Genomic DNA, 20,137 nt, shown 5'->3' on the forward strand with positions numbered 1-20,137 from the left:
TTACGCCGCCAGCGCGGCTTTGGCCTTCTCGGCGATCGCTTGGAACGCGGCGGGCTCGCGGATCGCGAGATCCGACAGCACCTTGCGGTCCACGGTGATGCCCGACTTGGCAAGGCCGTCGATAAATCGGCTGTAGGTCAGGCCGAACGGACGGACCGCGGCGTTGAGGCGCTGGATCCAGAGCGCGCGGAAGGTGCGCTTGCGACGCTTGCGGTCGCGGAAGGCGTATTGCTGGGCCTTCTCCACGGCCGGCTTGGCGGCGCGGATGGTGTTCTTGCGGCGGCCATAGAAGCCCTTGGCGGCCTTGTAGACTTTCTTGTGCTTGGCGTGGGCGGTCACACCGCGTTTGACGCGAGACATGACGAGATCCTTCAGAGATGACTTGGTTATCGGATCGCCGCGGGATGCGCGGCAGAGGTGGCAATGATCGTGGACCCGATCAGGCGTTCGGCAAGAAGTACTTCTTGACGTTGTCGCCGTCGGTCTTGAACAGCACGCGGGTGCCGCGGAGCTGACGGATCTGCTTCTTCGTCCGCTTGATCATGCCGTGACGCTTGCCGCGCTGGGCGTGCATCACTTTGCCGGTGGCAGTCACCTTGAAGCGCTTTTTAGCGCCCGATTTGGTCTTCAGCTTGGGCATTTGGCTCTCCTAATGGCCACAGAGATCCGCCCGCGAAGGCGGCTGGACCGTCAAAAATGCTCGTTAGAGCGTTGATTGTGCTCAAGTTTTGCGAACAGGCGCGAAACCCGCACGAGACACCGCCACGGCAGCCCGTAAATCAGCCGGGCGGTGAAGGCTGGGCTTATGACAGAGGACAGGCCAATTGGCAACGATGAACCGCCGCAACCTGCCCGCCGACTATTGAACGCTGCCACCCCTCATGTCCAAGCCTTCTCGCCTGAAGCAGGTCCAAAATGGCTCATTTCCCGCAACTTCTGATTTCATTCGCCCGCCCGCGCCCTCTGGCGCTGTTCGCCGTGCTCGCCGCGGCTGCGCTGCCACAGGCGGCTGACGCCCGCGCCGGCGGCTATGACGGCATCTGGAACGTCACCTTCGCCACCACCCGCGGCAATTGCAGCTCGGGCTACAGCGTTCCCTTCACCGTGACCGGCACCCGCGTCTCCTCCGCCGGCGGCGGCCGGGTCTCGGGCCGGGTCAACCGTTCCGGCGCTGTCGCCGTGCAGGTCTCGGTCGGCGCCTCCCACGCCAGTGGCGGCGGCCGGCTCGCCGGCGTGAACGGCGCCGGGTCGTGGAAGGGAATTATCTCCGGCGACCAGTGCAGCGGAACCTGGCAGGCGACGAGGACCTGACACACAAAACGGCCCGCCGGGGATCCGGACGGGCCGTTGAAATTCTCGAGGTCCTAAAGCGTTGCGCGTCAGCGCGGCGCCAGCACCATTACGACCTGGCGACCTTCGAACCGCGCGTCCTGCTCGACCTTGGCGAGCTCGGCGACGTCGGTCTTGATCTTGTCGAGCAACTTGGTGCCGATCTCCTGGTGCGCCATTTCGCGGCCGCGATAGCGCAGCGTGATCTTGACCTTGTCACCCTCTTCGAAGAAGCGCTGCATCGCGCGCATCTTCACGTCGTAATCGTGGTCGTCGATCATCGGACGGAGCTTGATCTCCTTGATCTCGACGGTCTTCTGCCGTTTGCGGGCTTCCGCGGCTTTCTTCTGAGCGGAATACTTGTACTTCCCGTAATCCATGATCTTGCAGACGGGAGGGCTGGTATTCGGCGAAATCTCGACCAGGTCCATCCCGACTTCCTGCGCCATGCGGATGGCGACGACGGTCTCGACCGTGCCTTTGTTGTCACCGGTCTGGTCGATCAGCTGGATCTGCGCATTGCGGATATCATCATTGATGCGCGGCCCGTCTTTGCTGGCAGCGGGCGGAGCTTTATTAGGACGGCGAATGGGTGGTTCTCCAAAGTTGTGAAAGAAGCGGCTATTTTGAAGGAAGATGCGTTTGCCGGCAAGCAAGTCGCTGGTGCGAGGCGCGAAAAACCCTCAAATGCGATGCATTTTGGTCACGGCCCTCGGCACGCTGACCGACATAGACACCTTGCCTCTGTTCCGCAAGCGTCCCAAAGGACCAATACCGATGCCGGTCGTGCTTTCGGAACAGGTCCGGACAGCTCAAACCGCACAATCAGAGTAAACGTTCCATGACCGACGCAATTCCCGATGCCGCGCTTGAATTCATCGATGTGGGCGAAGGGCCGTCCGCCCGCAGGATCGCGGTGCGCCGCCGTCCTGGGAAAGGCCCCGGCCTGGTCTGGCTCGGCGGATTCAAGTCGGACATGCAGGGCGGCAAGGCCGTGGCGCTGGATGCCTGGGCCCACGAGCGCGGCCGCGCAATCGTTCGCTTCGACTATTCCGGCCACGGCGAATCCAGCGGCGATTTCGCCATGGGGACCATCGGCAGCTGGCTCGAGGACAGTGTTGCGGTGTTCGAACGCTTCTGCGACGGCCCGCAAATCCTGATCGGCTCGTCGATGGGCGGCTGGATGGCGCTGCTGCTCGCGCGCGAGATCAAGAAGCGTGCCGGCAAAGCGTCGCTCGCAGGGCTCGTCCTGATCGCGCCGGCGCCCGATTTCACCGAAGAGCTGATGTGGAAGAATTTTTCGCCCGCAGTGAAGAAGGAGATCGAGACCAAGGGCTTCTGGCTGCGCCCATCGGAATATGGCGACGGCTCGCCCTATCCGATCACGCGGAACCTGATCGAGGAGGGACGCAATCACCTCGTGCTGGGCAGCGCCATCGATCTCGGCTGCCCCGTCCGCATCCTGCAAGGCGCGAAGGACCCTGATGTGCCCTGGCAGCACGCGTTTGCGCTGACTCATCGCCTGCCGGCCGACGACGTCGTGCTGACCATGATCCAGGACGGCGATCACCGCCTGTCCCGCCCGCAGGACATCGCGCGCCTTCTTGCGGCGGTGGCTGAGATCGGGTGATGTGTCATCTTCCTTCTCCCCTTGCGGGAGAAGGTGGCTTCGCGAAGCGAAGTCGGATGAGGGGTTCTCTCCACGGGCCCGAATGAGAGTTGGACTCGCGGAAGCAACCCCTCACCCGAACGAAATGCGCGTCAACGAGCGGAGCTGGCCTCTCCCGCAAGGGGAGAGGGCATAACAACTGGGAGGCAACGCCAATGACCACCACCGCCATGCTGCGCGCCTTCTGCGATGCCGTCGAGCAGCGCAACGGCGAAGCCTTCGCCCAGCTGTTCACCGAGGACGGCGTCTATCACGATGTCTTCTACGGCGCCTTCGCCGGCCGCGCGAAGATCGCCGCGATGATCGACGACTGGTTCTACCGCACGGCGACCGATTTCCGCTGGGACATGCATGATCCCGTCACCGACGGCACCACGCTCTATGCGCGCTACACCTTCAGCTATAGATCGACCCTGCCGGAAGCAAACGGCGCGCGGGCGATGTTCGAGGGCGTTGCGATCATGACGCTGAAGGGCGGCAGGATCGCGAGCTATCACGAGGTCGCCAACACCGCGCCGGCGTTCGTCGATTTGAACTTCGCCCCGGAGCGGATCGCGAAGATCGTCGCCAAGCAGGGTGCCGAACTGAAGGCGCGGCCGGAGATGCAGCGGCATTTGGACTAGGTCGTCATTCCGGGGCGCGCGAAGCGCGAACCCGGAATCCATTTCAACTCTTGGCCTGCGGCCCGATGGATTCCGGGTCTGCGCCTGACGGCGCATCCCGGAATGACGACCGGAGAGAGGCGCGCGCTCCTACCGCTTCGACGGATTCACCATCGGCTTGCGCTGCGCCAGCGCGGCCACCGTCGCGGTGCCGATCGGACCCTGTTCGTCATAGAGCCAGCATTCGCCGATCGCGACACCGTCGGTGGCGTGGTGGTTCACCACCTCGAAGCCGATCCACTCCGTCGCCGGCAGGCGGTGCAGATAGATCGTGACATCGCTGTTGATGTAGCCGAGCCCCTGGTCGCCGGCATTGGCAAACGGGCTCGCAAAATCGGCGCCGGTGGCGACGCGGACGAACGGCGTCATCGGGGTGCCCGCGACGAGCTCACGCACCTCGCTCATCCACAATCTGCGCGGGCCGAGCGAGCCCATATGGCCGACGATCGGGCGTGTCGCCCATTTGCCGTTCATGCCGAGCCTGGGATCGGTCGGCTTGGGGATCTCGGCCGGCTTCGGTGCGTCCCAGTTCGGCGGCGACCAGACATTGCCATCGGGATTTTGCGTCTTGCGCAGCAGCTGGCACGAGGCGCGCGCCATGCTGACCCCGCCGGAAAAGAACTCCGCTTCCACCACGCGGATGCGCATGCCGTCGCGCACCAGCCGCGTCGTCACTTCGATCGGCTTGTCGATAGTCGGCAGCCGGAACATGTCGACCGTGAGCCGCGCCGGCACGAATTCGGGCCCGGAATGGCGCTCCTCGATGACGAAGCCGAGCAGTCCGACGATGACGCGTCCGTGCAGCGATTTCGGATCCCATGGACCGTTGGCGACTTCCGTCGGATGGAATGTATCGCCGTCGCGGGTGAAGAAAGGCATGCTTGTCATGACGCGCGAGATTGCGGGAATGGGCGGGGAAATCAAGGGTGGTGAGAGCATGTGCCAGCCACAACATGAGTGTCATCGCCCGGCTTGACCGGGCGATCCAGTACTCCGCGGCAGTTGTGATTGAATCGATAGGCCGCGGCGCACTGGATTCCCCGCCTTCGCGGGGAATGACTACGGTGAGCTAGGAAGCGGCGCGCCACTCCTTGCGCACACTCTCGTCGTGCTCGTTACTGATCGCAGCACCCTTCATCGCCTCAAACTCTTCGCGCGCCAGCAACTGGCCCAGCGCCCACACCGCCGCGCCGCGCACCAGCGGACTTGCGTCATCCAACAATCGCCGCGCCGCCTCAGCCAGCGCCACCTCGCCTGAGTTGCCGATCGCAATCAGCACATTGCGCACGAACCGGTCGCGGCCGATGCGCTTCACCGGCGATTTCGTGAACAGCGCACGGAATGCCGCGTCGTCCAGCCGTGCCAGCTCAGCGAGCGAGGGCGCGCGCAACTCGTCGCGCGCGGCGAGTTTTGCCTCACGCCCCTCTTGCGCAAACTTGTTCCAGGGGCAGGCGGCAAGGCAATCATCGCAACCATAGATGCGGTTGCCGATGCTCTTGCGAAACTCGTGCGGGATCGGGCCCTTGTTCTCGATGGTCAGATACGAGATGCAGCGCCGCGCATCTAGCTTGTAGGGCGCTGGAAACGCCGCGGTCGGGCAGATGTCGAGGCAGGCTCGGCACGAGCCGCAATGATCGATCTCGGGTTCGTCGCGCGGCAGCTCCAGCGTGGTGTAGATAGCGCCGAGAAACAGCCACGAGCCGAACTCGCGCGAGACGAGATTGGTGTGCTTGCCCTGCCAGCCCAGATGCGCGGCCTGCGCCAGCGGCTTCTCCATCACTGCCGCGGTGTCGACGAACACCTTCACCTCGCTCGGCGCGGTCGCGACCAGCCAGCGCGCCAGCGCCTTCAGCCGCTTCTTGATGAGGTCGTGATAGTCGTCGCCTTGCGCATAGACCGAGATCGCCGCGCGCGCGCGCTGCTTCAGGATCGCGAGCGGATCGGAGTCGGGACCGTAATTGACGCCGAGCATGATCACGCTGCGCACATCGGCCCACAGCCCGCGCGGGTCGACGCGGCGCTCCGGCTGGTTCGCAAGCCAATCCATGTCGCCATGGCCGCCCGAGGCGATGAATTCGAGGAAGTATTGTCCGGCCGCATCGATCGAGCCCGGCGCGGTGACGCCGATGCAGTCGAAGCCGAGCGCGTGCGCTTCGCGCGCCAGCGCCGCCTTCAGTTCAGTCGGGTCGCAGCTCAGAAATCCAGGTCCACATAGGTCCGCGACGCCGGCACGCCGGCCAGCCATTCGCTGAGGAGCGGACGGAACGACGGGCGGGATTTCACCCGCGCGTACCACGCCTTTGCTGCGTCGTCCTCGCTCCATGGCACGTCGCCCAGATAGTCGATCGCCGAAAGGTGCGCCGCGGCGGCGAGATCCGCGTAGGTGAGCCGGTCGCCGGCGAGGAAGTTGCGGGTCTGCGCCAGCCAGCCGATATAGGCCAGATGATAGCGCACATTGGCCTTCGCTGCGCGCATCACGTCGGCCGAAGGCGGCCCGCCGCCGTTCTCCTCGCTCATGAAGCGCTTGTAGATGCGCTCGGTGACGAGTGGATGCGAGACTTCCTCGAAGAACTTTTCGTTGAACCAGGCCATCAGCCGGCGCACCTCGACACGCTCGGCAAGCGTCTCCGGCATCAGGCGCTTGGGGCCCATCCCGGCCCCATAGGCCTCATCGACATATTCGGCGATGATGGCCGCGCCCGGAATCGGCGGCTGCTCGTCGTCCACCAGCACGGGCGTGGTGCCGGCCGCATTGAGCAGCAGAAACGCCTCGCGCCGCTCCCAGCTGCGCTCCTCGATCAGCTTCAGGTCGAGCCCGTATTCACCCGCGATCAGGCGAATGAAGCGCGAATGCGGACAGAACGGATGATGAAACAGCGTAAACATGAAGCCTTTGACTATGTGATGGTGCTTAAGAATCCATCAATGTTTGTGCGGCGCCACACTAGTCCTTCAAAACCTCGAAGCAAGGGCGTGATTCGGCATTTTGCGATTGCGGCATGGGGTCGAATAGGCGAGAAGAGCCCCGCTTTTCCAGCCGAAATGGACCGTAAATATGTCAGACGCTATACGGGCAGTGATCCTCGGCATCATCGAGGGCGTGACCGAGTTCCTTCCCGTATCCTCGACCGGTCACCTCCTGATCGCCGAGCGCTTCTTTCATCTCGGAGAAGGCGCGTTCTGGGATTCGTTTACGGTTCTGATCCAGCTGGGCGCGATTCTCGCGATCGTGGGGCTGTACTTCCGCAAGCTGTGGGACGTCGTGATCGGCCTGTTCACGGGCGATGCCTATGCTCGCCGCTTCGTGATCGGCGTGCTGGTCGCATTCCTGCCCGCTGTCATCGTCGGCCTCGTCGCCGGTAAGTACATCAAGCTCCTGCTGTTCAATCCGTGGGTCATCTGCTTCACACTGATCGTCGGCGGCGCCGTCCTGCTCTGGGTCGACAAGCTCGAGCTCAAGCCGCGCGAGTATGATGCCACCAGATTTCCGCTCTTGATGTATCTCTATATCGGCATCGCGCAGTGCGTGGCCATGATCCCGGGCGTGTCGCGCTCCGGCGCCAGCATCGTCGCCGCGATGTTGCTCGGAGCCGACAAGCGCGCGGCGGCGGAATTCTCGTTCTTTCTGGCGATCCCCACCATGATCGGCGCGTTCGCCTACGACTTCTACAAGAGCCGCGCCGAGATGACGATGGACCACATCAACATCGTCGCGATCGGCTTCGTGGTGTCGTTCATCACCGCGATCATCGTGGTGAAGACGTTTTTGACCTATGTCACCCGGCACGGTTTCCTGCTGTTCGCCTGGTGGCGCGTCATCGTCGGCACCCTCGGCCTGATCGCGCTGGCGCTGGGACGGTAGGCCCTTGGTCCGTAGCCCGGATGGAGCGCAGCGCATCCCGGTCCGTCATCACTTGGGGCACGATCCCGGAATACGCTGCGCTCCATCCGGGCTACGCTTTCAACGCAATATAAGCTTTTGATCGGTACTCAGTTTCGCAATGCCGGGCGGCGCGCCCGGCGCAGGAGCTGAGCCCATGACCCTCGTCAGCGGCTGGGGGCGCTTCCCGGTCGTCGATACCGAGATGCTGCGTCCGCGCGCGTTCGCGTCGGTAGCCGACGCCATCGTGTCCGGCACCGTGGCGCGCGGCAATGGCCGTGCCTATGGCGATGCCGCGATCGGGACCGTCACGACGTTGACGATGACGGGCTTCGACCGCATCAGGTGGTTCGATCCGGCGACCGGCCGAATCCGCCTCGAGGCCGGCGTGCTGCTCTCGGACCTGATCGAGACCTTCGGCCCGCGCGGCTTCCTGCCCTTCGTACTGCCCGGCACGCGTTTCGTGTCGGTCGGCGGCGCCATCGCCGCCGACGTGCACGGCAAGAATCACCATTGTGAAGGCGGCTTCGGCCGCTATGTCGACAGCATCCTGCTGCGCACGGGCGAGGGCGAATTGATCGAAGCCTCGCGCGAGCAGAACTCCGACGCATTCTTTGCGACGATCGGCGGCATGGGCCTGACCGGGGTCATCCTCGAAGCGACCTTGCGGCTGCGCAAGGTCGAAACGGGATGGATCCGCGAGCGCGTGATCTCGGCATCCGATCTCGATGCCGCGATGCGCGCGCTCGATGCAGGCGATGCCGCAACTTATTCGGTGGCCTGGATCGATTGCGCCGCCCGCGGCAAGGATCTCGGCCGCTCGCTGATCTATCTCGGCGAGCACGCCGGCAAGGACGAGCTTCCTGCCGGCGCCGCGGCGTTTCCCGCCGGCAAGCATCCCGGTCTTGGCGTGCCCATCGATTTGCCCTCGATGACGCTGAACCGCTTCAGCATCCGCGTTTTCAACGAGCTGTATTATCGCATGGGCGCGCGCCGCGCCGGCGGCAGCCATGTGGTCTCGCTCTATCCCTATTTCTTTCCGCTCGACAGCATTGCCGACTGGAATCGCATCTACGGCAAGCGCGGCTTTCTGCAGCATCAATGCGTGATCCCGGAGAACGGCGCGCGGGACGTGGTCGGCGAGATTCTGGGTCGCGTCGCGCGGCGCGGCGATGCCTCCTTCCTCGCGGTGCTGAAGAAGCTCGGCGAGGGCGAGGGCATCCTGTCGTTTCCGCTGCCCGGCTACACGCTGGCGCTGGATTTCCCTGTGCGCGGCGACATCCTGAATTTTCTCGACGAGATCGACCGTCTCGTTGTCGCGGCCGGTGGCCGGCTCTATCTTGCCAAGGATGCGCGCCAGTCGCGCGAGACGCTCGAAGCCGGCTATCCCGCCTTGCCGCGCTTCAACGCGATCCGCAAAGCGCTCGACCCCGCCGGCAACATCCGCTCCAAGCTTTCACAACGTCTGTTCGATGAGGTCTAGGCCGTGACGTCGCGCAAGTCTGTACTGGTGCTGGGCGGCTCATCCGACATCGGCCGCGCCACGGCGCGCGCCTTTGCCAAAGCGGGATACGATGTGGGGCTCGCCGGCCGCGACGTCGGCGCGCTGGAGCCTGACGCCGCCGATCTTCGCGCGCGCTACAATGTCGAGGTCGGTGTTCACACATTCGACGTGCTCGACACCGCCTCGTTCGAGGGCTTCGTCGCCGGCCTGGCCGCGCTGCCCGATGTCGTCATCTCGATCGTCGGCCTGCTTGGTGTGCAAGAGAGCGCGCAGAGCGATCTCGCCCAGGCCACCGCGATCATGCGCTCCAACTACGAAGGTCCGGCGCTGATCCTCGGCCTGTTCGCGGAGAAGTTCTTGGGCCGCGGCAGCGGCACGCTGGTCGGCGTGTCCTCGGTCGCCGGCGATCGCGGCCGCGCCTCCAACTATGTCTATGGCTCGGCCAAGGCCGGCTTCTCCGCCTTCCTGTCCGGCCTGCGCGCCCGCGCCAGCCGTGGCGGCGTCCACGTCGTCACGGTCAAGCCCGGCTTCGTCCGCACCAGGATGACCGAAGGCATGAAGCTGATCGGCCCGCTCACCGTCGAAGCCCCCGTCGTCGGCGCTGCGATCCTTCGCGCCGTCGAGAGCAAGACCGACATCGTCTATGTCAGCGGCAGATGGCGTCTCGTGATGCTGATCATCAAGACGCTGCCGGAAGCGGTGTTCAAGAAGCTGAAGTTTTGAAAGTCGTGTAACAGGCCAGTCTTCGCTCCAGCGACAGTGCACCCCCCTCGCCCCGTTCTTACGGGGAGAGGGTTGGGGTGAGGGGCCTCTCTCCGCACGAGCGGTCTTCGAGAGACCTGTACCCCCTCACCCGGATTGCTGCGCAATCCGACCTCTCCCCGCAAAGCGGGGCGAGGTAAAGAAGATCCCTCACACGCTCATGCGCTGGAACTGGCCCTGCGGGCGGAAGCGCCAGAGATATTGCGGGGCGATCGCTTCCAGCGAGTCGGCCTGGATGCCGAGGCCTTCCAGCGTCAGCCCGGCCGCCTTCGCCGCGTCCGACACGATATTGTCGCGCTCGAGCAGCGTGACCTGGTCCGGCGTCAGCTTGAAAGCGCCCGGCGCGAATTGCAGGAAGTTGGCCTGGAAGCGGGCGAGGCCGAACGTCAGCGGCACCAGCATGCGCTTGCGGTCGGTGATTTCGAGGATCGCCTCGATGATCTCGCGCATGGTCAGCACTTCCGGCCCGCCGAGCTCGTAAGTGGCGCCCGCCTTGGCTTTGCCGTCGGCAGCATCCGCGATCGCGCTGGCGACGTCGCCGACATAGACCGGCTGCATCTTGGTCTCGCCGCCGATCAGGGGCAGCACCGGCGACATCCGTGCCAGCGCGGCAAAGCGGTTGGTAAACTGGTCCTCGGGCCCGAACATCACGGACGGGCGGAAGATCGTGGCGGAGGGAACCGCGGCCAGAACCGCGGCTTCGCCGGCCGCCTTGGCCCTGGCATAGCGTGAGGGCGACTGCGCATCGGCCCCGATCGCCGAGACATGCACCAGCGCGCTACCTGCGGCGGCCGCCGCCTTGGCGACGGTCTCGGCGCCCCTGGCCTGGACGGCGTCAAACGTCTGCCCGCCGCTCTCGGTGAGCACGCCGACCAGATTGATCACGACATGCGAATCACGCAGCGCCGCCTCGACCGAGGCCGGATAGCGCAGATTCGCCTGCACGGTGTGGACCTGCCCGACCCGGCCGAGCGGCTGCAGGTATCCGGCGAGTTCCGGCCGCCGCACCGCAACCCGAACCCGGTAATCCCGCTTGCACAGGGCGCGGACGACGCTGCGGCCCAAGAACCCCGATCCGCCGAAAACCGTGACCAGCGTGTCCAGATTCGATGCCATGGGAGCCGTTCCTGAGGAAAAGAGTGCGTCTTGTCAGGCTTGTATCGGGCCGGTTTGCGATGCGCAATCGGCATCCCGACCCCGGCCTCACGCATGAATTGACAACGGCGTCACCGAACCGTAGTAACCGCCTCCGTGCCCCAAACGGCATGCCCAGGTGGTGGAATTGGTAGACGCGCTGGCTTCAGGTGCCAGTGGCTTAACGGCCGTGAAGGTTCGAGTCCTTTCCTGGGCACCATGCTTTTCTGGATCGCAAACAAATCCAGATAGATAAGCCCTTTCAGAGTGTTGCGTTGGCCCCGACTGTGTAACAATGGGGTGTAACATTGCTGTTCAGGGTTGTTCGGCCGATGCGCCGGGATGGGTCTCGCTTTCCTCTTTTCGTGCAGCGCATTCCGGCTGATGTCCGGCGCAAAGTTGTCGGTTTTGAACTGGCGATTCCGCTCGGTGACAGCTTCGTTTTCGTGACGCTGAGCGAGGGCGCTCAGGCCGTCCGGTTCTCCCTTCGCACCACAGAGCCTAGCGAAGCCAAGAGGCGTCAGGCGCTCGCTGCAGCGCATCTGGCGACCGTCTGGGAGGCGTTCCGCAATGACGCTCCGGTGCATCTCACCCACCGGCAAGCGACAGCGTTGGCGGGCGAACTGTATCGCGTTTGGGGAGACAGCGAGGGCCGCGCCCGGAGTGTCGCCATGGTCCACACGCCCGGAGTCGGCTGGGCGCCCGACACAGAGAGCCAGGAGGAACAGGAAACTCACTGGGCGGCCGTAACGGAGATGTGGGAGAGGGTCGGCGGAGACGGTGAGGCCAAGAAACTGGAGAAGGCGCTCGGGCCTATCGTGGACCGCCTCTTGCTAACCAAGGGCATCCGCCGTGTGGACAGCGAATCGCGTGCGATATTACTCGCCGCCTTTTGGATGGCGCTGCGCGACGCCTTCGCGAGCCGTGAGCGGAATGCCAGGGGAGACTATTCGCCCGACCCCAAGGCCGCCCGCTTCCCCGACTGGCAGGCGCCAGCAGATGTGCCGAAGGAAAAGCCAAAGCGGGGCGCCTCCAAGCATTCCATCAGCGGCCTCGTCGAGGATTGGTGGAAAGAAGCCAAGCGTGCGGGCCGCAAGCAGAGCACCTATGAGAGCTACCGCAACTCGATGGCACGTCTTGTGACATTCCTGAAGCATGACACGGCAAGCCGGGTGACGCCGGAGGACATTGTTCGCTTCAAGGATCATCGCGTGCAGAGCGGCGTGAGCCCGAAGACCGTGAAGGATAGCGACCTTGCGGGGATGAAGACGGTGTTTGGCTGGGCGGTGGTCAATCGCCGGCTGCCCAGCAATCCAGCCGAAGGGATCACCATAAAGGTCGGCAAGTCGCGCAAGCTCCGGTCCAAAGGATTCTATGACTCGGAAGCCATCGCCATCCTGAAGCACGCCCGCGAATTCGTGCCCGGCCGGGAGGCCCCGAAGCTGGCAGCGGCCAAGCGGTGGGTGCCGTGGCTGTGTGCCTTCACGGGTGCCCGCGTGGGCGAGATGATCCAGCTTCGCAAGGAGGATATCCGGCGCGAAGGCAAGCTCTGGGTGCTACACGTGACGCCCGAAGCGGGGCCGGTGAAGACGGACGAAGCGCGTGATGTCGTGCTCCATCGGCAGATCATCGAAGAAGGCTTCTTGGAATTCTTTGAGAAGTCGAAAGGCGGCTATCTCTTCATCGACCCCAAGGCCGGTGAGTTAGGCGTGCGCAACGCAGTGAAGACGGCGCGTAACAAGGTCAATGAGTTCGTGCGTGAGGTGGTGAAGGATAAGAACGTTGATCCGAGCCACGGTTGGCGCCATCGCTTCAAGACGGTTGGCATTGAGCAGGGCATTGAGACGCGCGTTCTGGATGCCATTCAGGGACATGCGCCGCGCAATGTCTCGGAGGGCTATGGAGACGTGACCATCAAGGCGAAAGCGAATGCTGTCGCGAAGTTTCCAAGCATCGATGTCGCATGAGCGATCGCTAACCCAAACCAACCTTTGCAGGCGGAGAAGGTGGGTAAAGCGGGTAGCGGGGAAAGCCTCAAGGCTTCGGTCTATGAGAGTCCCGAATCCTGCGGAGCAATCTAGGCAAACCTATTGTGCCCCGAGACGCTTCGCTTACGGTCAAATCGGCGGGATCTCCACTTGCGCTAAACTTCACTATTTGCCGAAGCGGCTCCGCCATCTTTGAAAGCAAAATCCCGCAATCTCTAGCGCGCTCCTCTGCGAAGGCGGGGAACGCTCTCATAGAGACTACGTCAACCGTTGCAAAGAACTTCCATTGGGGGGACCCTTTCCAATGGCAACGAACGTAAGGCACTGGTTCCAACTTCACTTTATCACTGTCAGGATCGTAGTATGCACGAATGAGATCGCCCTCAATGAGAACGACAGGAAATGCCAACACGCCGATTTCTGGTGTCTCAGTTTCCCTGTATCTAGTGTCATACTCATCTGCATATGCTTTGCAATTTCCGACCGCAGCCTGGATTGCTGAATAAAAAAGATCGTTTCCTTTGCTGAAAGCCTGTCTTCCACCAAAGCCCCCCTGCTCCGGCGTCGAGAAGATTTGAAGATCATGGAGTTGTTCGTCGCCGGCGACCATCCAGATGATGGCTTCTCCGAGCAGCGATGAGATCGTTTGTGAAACGCAAGCAGCCGAGCCTATCCTAGTCGTCGGACTAGTAAATATGACCCACGGCTTGTCACCAGACCATTTGCATTCAACGATCATGGACACGCGCAGAAAGCCCGCGCCGCGCACGTCATTTGCCATCGACGCAAGCACGTCTATTTCTCGCTTCGGCAGGTCTTCACGTTCTTGGACGTAGACACCTTGAACGGAGTGAAAGCCATGCTTCCGGAGAATTGTGGCCGCTCGAAATTCTAGCGGATACCCCTCCGTTTCGAGCCACTTGCCTACCCTTTCGAGCAGAGGAGCACCTGTTGGATTTGAATCGGGACCACCTTCGGACATGGCGGATATCCATTTCGATGTGAGAAAGCTATAGAGGGTGCGTAGAGGAAGCCCGGAAGTGGTTCGTTGGCCCATTTTGCCCGGTGGAAAGCTCAAATAGCAACTCTGTTAGGTCACAAACCCAGTTAGTAGTCGTCCAGTTTGTCCCCCGCGCTTTGGGTCCTAACGCGTGTTGGCATACTCGGTGGCTGCTGCTTTGCAGGCCTCCATCCTTGCGCAAGCAAAGACAGCGCCATCCCGCAGAGCGCTCTCATACGAATCGTCTTTGTGGTTCGCGTGAAGATAGGCCCCGAGCAGCGCCGCAGCGATCAGCACCACGATGTAGCGGGCTCGCTCCAACAGCAATCGCGCTTTGAGGTTCTTCTGAATGCGAGTGACCGTAATCAAGAATATGGCCGGTGTGCTCACGATGAGGATGGCAACTCGAACGCTGGCTGACTCGATATCCAGCCGCTTGAGAACCTCATGTTCAAACCAAAGGCAGAGCGCGATGAGGCTCCAGATTGTGGCCCAGTAGCTGGCCATATCGAAGAGAACCTTGACGGGGTCGTTCTCACGCAGCTTTGGGGCGGTGCTCTCCGTGCGGGTCATTCCTGCGTTCCTCATTACTAGTTGCGAGCCGATTGTAGACGATAGTCATCATAGGCCAATGGAAAATGGGATTTATAGTCCGTAGACTCAAAGTCATCATGACGGCCTGCTCCCGTGGATGGATGACGAGACCGGGATCGTTGATGTGGTGGCAGAGGCCGTGCGGAAGGCCCGCAAGGGTCTCGGGCTGTCCCAAGAGGATTTGGCCTTGGAGGCGGGGCTAGATCGGACCTACGTCAGCCAAGTGGAGCGGGGCACCCGCAACTGCACCATCATCGTCCTGGCCCGCTTAGCGAAGGCCCTCAAGACGACCCCTGATAGATTGCTTGTCCCCCAGCGGAAGGGGCGGGCTTAGTCACTATCTTGTCCGGTGCCGGCGTGGGTGGTCACTTTCAGCACCTGACCCATCTCGCGCGACAGCGCGGAAGGCCGAGAGCCATGCAAGGAACACAACATAGAGGAAGAGGGCGGCAAGGAGGAGCGCCCAAAGGTCCCAGGCCAACACAAGCCAGCCGTGCTTTCTCATAACCATCTCGCTTCGCCATCAGAAGGGAAGCAGCGATGGGCCCCGCTTGATGTAGGTCAAGGTGGGTCCAGGTGGTGACCTCATGGGAGGGGTGGTGGTCACTCACCCGAGCTAAGGAGTGACCCTTCAGGGTTAGTCAAGGTGACCCTTAAAGGACGGCATGTTGCATGATTAGAGAGGAGGGGTGATACCACCCTCCCAACTTCAAGGCATCCCTTTGAGGACCCCCGAGATCGACCTCAAAGTTTCTAACCCTCCGAGTTCGTCCCCCCCTAGCTTCCTCCTCCATTAGCGGAGGCGTAAGGCTTAAGCTATTGTAATTAGTTATGAAATTTGACAGAGACAATCGCGCAGGGCGAGCCGCTCCATCGTTGAAAAACGGCCCCCATCGTCTCCTGCGCCACGCCCGCGTGGGATTTCGCGACGAGTACCGCGTCGTGAAGGGGCAGGGCGGTGACTCCCGCAGCCGACAATTCCGTGAGAACCTCGATCAGCATGTCGCTTTCGATGCGCATCAATTGGAAACCAAGGCCCTTCCCAAACAGATGAGCGATGGGCGCGTGCTTCGCGGAGAGCATCTCGATTGCCGTTCGGAGATTGACGCCACCCGGAAAGTGTCGGTGCGTGTCCTCGGGCCAATTCTTCAGCGGCCCCCGCGAGAACAGTAGCGCGTTCATCAGCTTCTTGCAGCCATCGCGGCCGGTGCTGTTACCGAAAAGATCATAGAGGTCGCCATCAGGCTGAGGCGTTCCGGCCCGCACATAAGCGAGGCGCGGGAACAGTTGCCCATAATCGACCTCCGCCACGCGTTGGCCCTCGATACGGATGCGCTTGCGTTCTGCCCGTTCCATCGAGAGCCAAAAGGCGGCGCCTGCGAGACGGCCTCCGTGTTGCCATGTGCCGTTGTTGAAGATGCGCCTCAGCGATCGACGATAGGGCGCGATGACATGCCCGTCCTTTCCTAAAGAGGGACCGGACTCGACTTGCCCCGTGATCTCAATGTCAGCCTCGCGCAAGAATCTATTGATGGTTCGGACTTGGTTCGCAAATTTCTTAGACTGAGCAGTCTCGCGATAACTGATAGCCGCGGCGTTCCCGTCCTCGTCTTTTCCTTCCTTCAGAATGACCACCACAGGTTCGTCAATCTGGTGGATTTCGCGCCATGCAGGTGGACACAGCGGAAGATGGTCTGCAAGACGCTCTCGCGGTTTGACAAGCGACGGCATTTTCGACCTAGCAGAGATCCTATAGCCGCGCCGCCCCTCCGCGATGAGACCCATTGCGGACATGAGATCAATGGCGTCGAGAAAGTGTTGACCAAAAACTGGGTCTGACTTCGCGTTCCCTCGCCAGATAACAGCATGTGACCTGGGCACGGCAAGTTTGGACTTACTCCCAGTAGCCTCTAGCAGTATCAAATTGCAGGCCAGTGCCTCTACTGCCACACAGAACTTCTTCGTATCCGCATCCTTTCGCGCTCGCTTACGGGAGCCTCTCGCGGCCTCGTGAGCTAGCAACGTGTCTGCCAACCTTCGAACCGACGCCTGAAGCTCCGCGCTTTTCGCGCGAAGCTGGGGATCGAACATCATGGGCTGCGATTGGGAAGGCATACGGTTAGTTAGGTGCTTAAAGTGATCCGCTAAAACATCGAACATGCACGCACCGTCGAAGTGCCACCTGATCTCCCGCAAGCGACGCCGTTGCACGGAAATCTTAGGACGGGCTTAGCCCGGCTTCGGTCGGCGGCCGTAGCGCTGTTTGTACGAGAGCACTCCCGGAACGTGGTGCTCTAGGACGAGTTCGCAGGGCCTCTCTAGCAAGCGCCCCATCAGCCGCAAAACGAGGCCTGTCGATTTAGGATAAACCCGCACTTTCGAACGGTGTTGCCGGCCATGAGCATCATAGATTACCCACCCCGTACCGCTCGCCAGCCGGTGCACGGCCTTTGCAATTTGGACTGTGCGAAACTCCTTGGTCCGGTGGGACTTTGGGTCGTCTTCGATCAGCGCGGCGACGGCCAGGACGATCGACACAATTCGCTCGGGAAGAACATTGGCAACTCTCAGCCGAGCCAAAGCGATCTTTGCCCGCTTGGCCGCCGACAGACCTTTGAGCCGAGTGGCTATTTCCACTGGGCCGGCCTCCGTTAGTTCTGCCCGGATAGCGTTAATGGCAGCCGTGACGAACGCGTCATTCGTTGCCCGCAATCGCACGTATGAAGTCGCAGCTGAGAGGTAGGGCTTCAACTTCGCCGCGCTATAGGTGCCGTGCCAATGGCTGCCATGGCGGGCACGATGCTCAACGTGATGCCGGCAATAGAGCGTGGCAAGCCCGATCCCGGCCGCTCGCATGGTAGGACGACCGCAAGCTCGCCCGGAGACCGGGTCTGGAATGGTGCAGCGAAGGGCGAAGGCCGAACCATCACCCAAACGCCGCTTCATGCGAGAGGCAGGGCGCCGCATCACAGTTCTTCGGGCCGCGCGACTTTCAGTTTGCCCGATAAGCCTAGCTTCTGCCGGAGCTTGTGGAGCTGATCTCGCTTCTGCCGGAACGCATGCCGCCGATCCGTCAACATCCGGCCGGTGACGAGGTTCTCTAGCGTGACCAGCTCTTTCCCGACGAGCACCAACTCATACTGCAGTCTCTTGGAGTCGCCGCCATTATCGAACGGCCCCGTGGGCTTTTGGTCAGTGGCCAAAATTGAGCGGATCACTTCGAGGCGATCCAAGTACGCCGTTTTGAAACGCACGAACATCGTGTTCTTCTTGATGCCTACCTGTCCGAAGCAGTCCATCATTCCGGCAAGATGTCTTGCGTCACCGTCAGTCACGCTCAGCATTATCTTCGTCCTGTTGTTTAGCGCGACCTAATCGGAAGATACGTGATCTCCTATCGCGACAGAGCAGCGACAGTGCTGCACCGAAGATATGGAGTTTCGACCGTGCAGAGCCAATAGTTGCAGATAAGAAATGTGTACTGATGAATGGAGACTCGATGGTCCGATTCCAAAATCATGCCAAGCGTTGGAGCGTCGTGCTGTGCTAAGCGTTACTGCTCAACCTTGCTTGTATGCGGACCACCTGCGGTGCTGACCACGTGCTCCCCCCTCGCGCCGTGGGTATGCCTCTTGCTGTCAGTCCCCGTGCTAACTCGGTGGGGGATGATGCACCATCAGCACGTAGCTCTTCGAGTACCTGAGCTAGATCGTTAGCCCTACGTTGAGCCGAAAGTGCTTGAGCCTTTCGACCCTTCGCCTTAGCCGCCTTGGATAGGTGGGTGCCCCGGTCACCTCCAAGCCGCCGTCCTCGTGCCCTTGCTGCAGAGAGAGCCGCCTTAGTACGGGACGAGATTAGTCCCGCCTCTAGCTCCGCAACGGCTGCCATCTGCTGGAGCATGAAGCGCCCGGTGGGTCCCTCAATGGCGGGGAGGTCTGCGAACCTCACATCGACACCTGCCTCCAAGAGCCTGGACAGGAAGCCTACCGACCGCGTGAGCCTATCCACCTTAGCCACCACTAGGGCTGCTTGGTGTACCCTTGCTGCGGTTAGGGCTTGGTCCAGTGCCGGCCTGTCACTGCGCTTCCCACTCTCGACCTCAGTGAACTCTGCCACCACCTTCGCTGTGCGGTCACTGAGATAGTTAGCGACGGCGGCCCTCTGTGCCTCTATGCCCAGTCCCGATGCTCCCTGCTTGCGCGTAGACACCCGGTAGTAAGCGACAAATCGTTGCCTTGCCTTCATGCTGCCTCCCAGTCGCTCAAAACAACTTAGTCAACGTCCGTTGACACCATTGTTAGTGGTGCCGGAATCGGTCGCCAACATGCAGAACATGAGTCAAATCGACTCAGAAGAGCTGATGACGTGCTAGTGTGCTTGCAGCCAATACAGCGGGACAAGTCGCCTGAGTTGTCGGTGCTGCCATCCAATAAAGAATGCTTCAGAAGTCGAGTGAGGGGTACGGGGGAAAGCAGCGAGCCGTCGCCACGAGGTCACGTCTCGCGCTTGTGTCCCTCGCGATTTTTTGGCCGGGGACGCACCTGGGTCAATGGCCGGAGCTAGAGGATTGGCAGCGATTGCCGCCAGAGACTATAATTGAAGCATGGCTGAGAATCGACACTACGACATCGCACTCTCGTTTGCCGGCGAAGACCGGGCGTACGTTGACAGAGTTGCGAACCTTTTGAAAGATCGTGGCGTTAAGGTATTCTACGATCTATTCGAACAGGCTGATCTCTGGGGCAAAGATCTCTACGTGCACCTCTCGGAGGTCTATCACAAGCGGGCCCGGTTCACAGTGATGTTTATCTCCGAAGCCTACGCGAAAAAGCTTTGGACCAATCACGAACGCAAATCAGCTCAGGCCCGCGCGTTCCAGGATGCGCAGGAGTACATTCTTCCTGTGCGGTTCGACGAAACCGAGATACCGGGCGTTTTGTCCACGGTGGGCTACATTTCACTGAAAGAGCGCTCTCCCGAAGACCTCGTGTCCCTCATTACAAAAAAGCTCGTCAGTTCGGGCGGGTCGCTCCCAACTGAACTGGTCCGCCGCGATTTCAGTACGCTGGCGCGGGCCGAGCCGCTGCCTGGTAACAAATTCGCAGTTGTCGTCAGAGACGATGAGGGTATGCCGATCAAGGGATGCGAGCTTACCGTGCAAGCTGAGAACGGAACCTTCAACAGCGCTATCACTGGTGACGATGGTGTGGCGGTGTTCGAACCGAAAGTTCGCAGGCCAAGCACGCTGCTCGCTTCTCACCCACGCTTTCCTGCGGCCATCTTTGAGAGAGTAGACCCGGACGGTGCGATGCAGATCAGTATTCCCCGCACCGATAACATCGGGTCAATCACGATGTGCAGGACCGGGCACATCCCCGGCTTAAGGGGACGCCTGAATCCCAAGTTGGATAGCTCGGAAAGGACCTATCTCTACGCCGACAACATCGCCATCGACGGCGGTAAGCGGCAGCCGGTTGCATTCAACGTCAATGTCCCTTTCGAGCTTGAAGATGCTGATGGGGCCATCGTGTATGCGACGATCAAGCACATCGCTGGCGATATTTCCTTAGTTCAATACACCCGGAAGCCCGAAGCGTAGATGGTGGCTGTCTGAT

Annotated in this window: 22 protein-coding genes and 1 tRNA gene; 10 read left to right on the top strand and 13 right to left on the bottom strand. The window is 61.6% G+C overall.

Annotated elements, in window-relative coordinates:
* Together rplT and rpmI are read right to left on the bottom strand one after the other, a co-directional pair.
* Positions 1-360, bottom strand: a complete 360-nt coding sequence (gene rplT, locus I6F20_RS23495; protein WP_027550107.1) for a 50S ribosomal protein L20 — start codon at positions 358-360, stop codon at positions 1-3.
* Between the two features lie 79 nt (positions 361-439).
* Positions 440-640: a 50S ribosomal protein L35 gene (gene rpmI, locus I6F20_RS23500; RefSeq protein ID WP_008539890.1), complete on the bottom strand. Its 201-nt coding sequence runs from the start codon at positions 638-640 to the stop codon at positions 440-442.
* A 275-nt stretch (positions 641-915) separates the two neighbouring features.
* Here rpmI and I6F20_RS23505 point away from each other — a divergent pair, with 275 nt between their 5' ends.
* Positions 916-1,311 carry a hypothetical protein gene (locus tag I6F20_RS23505; protein ID WP_036024380.1) on the top strand — a complete coding sequence of 132 codons (396 nt, stop codon included), beginning with the start codon at positions 916-918 and terminating at the stop codon, positions 1,309-1,311.
* 68 nt (positions 1,312-1,379) lie between these two features.
* On the opposite strand, the gene infC is transcribed toward I6F20_RS23505, so the two are convergent.
* Positions 1,380-1,919 carry a translation initiation factor IF-3 gene (infC, locus tag I6F20_RS23510; RefSeq protein ID WP_074447655.1) on the bottom strand — a complete coding sequence of 180 codons (540 nt, stop codon included), beginning with the start codon at positions 1,917-1,919 and terminating at the stop codon, positions 1,380-1,382.
* Between the two features lie 251 nt (positions 1,920-2,170).
* On the opposite strand from infC, the gene I6F20_RS23515 reads away from it, so the two are divergent.
* Together I6F20_RS23515 and I6F20_RS23520 are read left to right on the top strand one after the other, a co-directional pair.
* Positions 2,171-2,959 (top strand): alpha/beta hydrolase, encoded by a 789-nt coding sequence (locus I6F20_RS23515; RefSeq protein ID WP_036003334.1) that lies wholly within the window; start codon positions 2,171-2,173, stop codon positions 2,957-2,959.
* A 194-nt stretch (positions 2,960-3,153) separates the two neighbouring features.
* The gene (locus I6F20_RS23520; protein WP_036024382.1) at positions 3,154-3,621 is read left to right on the top strand and encodes a nuclear transport factor 2 family protein; all 468 of its coding nucleotides are present in this window, start codon (positions 3,154-3,156) and stop codon (positions 3,619-3,621) included.
* A gap of 129 nt (positions 3,622-3,750) precedes the next feature.
* Here the strand turns inward: I6F20_RS23520 and I6F20_RS23525 are convergent, their stop codons facing one another.
* The 3 genes from I6F20_RS23525 to I6F20_RS23535 all read right to left on the bottom strand — a co-directional run bounded on the left by I6F20_RS23525 (position 3,751) and on the right by I6F20_RS23535 (position 6,546).
* Positions 3,751-4,548 (bottom strand): acyl-CoA thioesterase domain-containing protein, encoded by a 798-nt coding sequence (locus tag I6F20_RS23525; protein WP_036024383.1) that lies wholly within the window; start codon positions 4,546-4,548, stop codon positions 3,751-3,753.
* Between the two features lie 181 nt (positions 4,549-4,729).
* Positions 4,730-5,905, bottom strand: a complete 1,176-nt coding sequence (queG, locus tag I6F20_RS23530; RefSeq protein WP_036024385.1) for a tRNA epoxyqueuosine(34) reductase QueG — start codon at positions 5,903-5,905, stop codon at positions 4,730-4,732.
* Positions 5,854-6,546: a glutathione S-transferase family protein gene (locus I6F20_RS23535; RefSeq protein WP_036024387.1), complete on the bottom strand. Its 693-nt coding sequence runs from the start codon at positions 6,544-6,546 to the stop codon at positions 5,854-5,856. Before I6F20_RS23535 ends, queG begins: the two co-directional genes overlap by 52 nt.
* 169 nt (positions 6,547-6,715) lie before the next feature.
* Here I6F20_RS23535 and I6F20_RS23540 point away from each other — a divergent pair, with 169 nt between their 5' ends.
* The 3 genes from I6F20_RS23540 to I6F20_RS23550 all read left to right on the top strand — a co-directional run bounded on the left by I6F20_RS23540 (position 6,716) and on the right by I6F20_RS23550 (position 9,767).
* A complete protein-coding gene (locus tag I6F20_RS23540) occupies positions 6,716-7,522 on the top strand; it encodes an undecaprenyl-diphosphate phosphatase (protein ID WP_036003355.1) in 807 nt (268 codons plus the stop codon).
* Between the two features lie 175 nt (positions 7,523-7,697).
* Entirely contained in the window at positions 7,698-9,023 is a 1,326-nt protein-coding gene (locus I6F20_RS23545; RefSeq protein ID WP_225127999.1) for an FAD-binding oxidoreductase, read from the top strand.
* 3 nt (positions 9,024-9,026) lie between these two features.
* Positions 9,027-9,767: an SDR family oxidoreductase gene (locus I6F20_RS23550; RefSeq protein WP_225128000.1), complete on the top strand. Its 741-nt coding sequence runs from the start codon at positions 9,027-9,029 to the stop codon at positions 9,765-9,767.
* A 189-nt stretch (positions 9,768-9,956) separates the two neighbouring features.
* On the opposite strand, the gene I6F20_RS23555 is transcribed toward I6F20_RS23550, so the two are convergent.
* Complete coding sequence (locus I6F20_RS23555; protein WP_036003365.1) at positions 9,957-10,922, bottom strand: complex I NDUFA9 subunit family protein; 966 nt, start codon at positions 10,920-10,922, stop codon at positions 9,957-9,959.
* A gap of 151 nt (positions 10,923-11,073) precedes the next feature.
* On the opposite strand from I6F20_RS23555, the gene I6F20_RS23560 reads away from it, so the two are divergent.
* Both I6F20_RS23560 and I6F20_RS23565 read left to right on the top strand, forming a co-directional pair.
* Positions 11,074-11,160, top strand: a tRNA-Leu gene (locus I6F20_RS23560).
* An 88-nt stretch (positions 11,161-11,248) separates the two neighbouring features.
* The gene (locus tag I6F20_RS23565; protein ID WP_225128002.1) at positions 11,249-12,907 is read left to right on the top strand and encodes a site-specific integrase; all 1,659 of its coding nucleotides are present in this window, start codon (positions 11,249-11,251) and stop codon (positions 12,905-12,907) included.
* 67 nt (positions 12,908-12,974) lie between these two features.
* Here I6F20_RS23565 and I6F20_RS23570 read toward each other — a convergent pair whose 3' ends face one another.
* Entirely contained in the window at positions 12,975-13,910 is a 936-nt protein-coding gene (locus I6F20_RS23570) for a hypothetical protein (protein WP_225128004.1), read from the bottom strand.
* 162 nt (positions 13,911-14,072) lie between these two features.
* Entirely contained in the window at positions 14,073-14,501 is a 429-nt protein-coding gene (locus I6F20_RS23575; protein WP_225128006.1) for a hypothetical protein, read from the bottom strand.
* A gap of 118 nt (positions 14,502-14,619) precedes the next feature.
* Between I6F20_RS23575 and relB the strand changes: the two genes are divergently transcribed.
* Positions 14,620-14,856, top strand: a complete 237-nt coding sequence (relB, locus tag I6F20_RS23580) for a type II toxin-antitoxin system RelB family anti-toxin (RefSeq protein WP_225128007.1) — start codon at positions 14,620-14,622, stop codon at positions 14,854-14,856.
* A gap of 491 nt (positions 14,857-15,347) precedes the next feature.
* On the opposite strand, the gene I6F20_RS23585 is transcribed toward relB, so the two are convergent.
* From I6F20_RS23585 to I6F20_RS23600, 4 genes are all read right to left on the bottom strand, one after another.
* A complete protein-coding gene (locus tag I6F20_RS23585; RefSeq protein WP_225128010.1) occupies positions 15,348-16,157 on the bottom strand; it encodes a hypothetical protein in 810 nt (269 codons plus the stop codon).
* A gap of 594 nt (positions 16,158-16,751) precedes the next feature.
* Positions 16,752-17,468, bottom strand: coding sequence for a hypothetical protein (locus tag I6F20_RS23590; RefSeq protein ID WP_225128011.1), 717 nt, complete (start codon positions 17,466-17,468; stop codon positions 16,752-16,754).
* A 20-nt stretch (positions 17,469-17,488) separates the two neighbouring features.
* A complete protein-coding gene (locus I6F20_RS23595) occupies positions 17,489-17,866 on the bottom strand; it encodes a hypothetical protein (protein WP_225128012.1) in 378 nt (125 codons plus the stop codon).
* 202 nt (positions 17,867-18,068) lie between these two features.
* Positions 18,069-18,767: a recombinase family protein gene (locus I6F20_RS23600; RefSeq protein ID WP_225128013.1), complete on the bottom strand. Its 699-nt coding sequence runs from the start codon at positions 18,765-18,767 to the stop codon at positions 18,069-18,071.
* A gap of 358 nt (positions 18,768-19,125) precedes the next feature.
* Between I6F20_RS23600 and I6F20_RS23605 the strand changes: the two genes are divergently transcribed.
* Positions 19,126-20,121, top strand: a complete 996-nt coding sequence (locus tag I6F20_RS23605) for a toll/interleukin-1 receptor domain-containing protein (protein ID WP_225128014.1) — start codon at positions 19,126-19,128, stop codon at positions 20,119-20,121.
* Positions 20,122-20,137: the final 16 nt, after the last annotated feature.

It is taken from the genome of Bradyrhizobium sp. IC3123 (assembly GCF_020193625.1).
GTDB lineage: Bacteria > Pseudomonadota > Alphaproteobacteria > Rhizobiales > Xanthobacteraceae > Bradyrhizobium > Bradyrhizobium yuanmingense.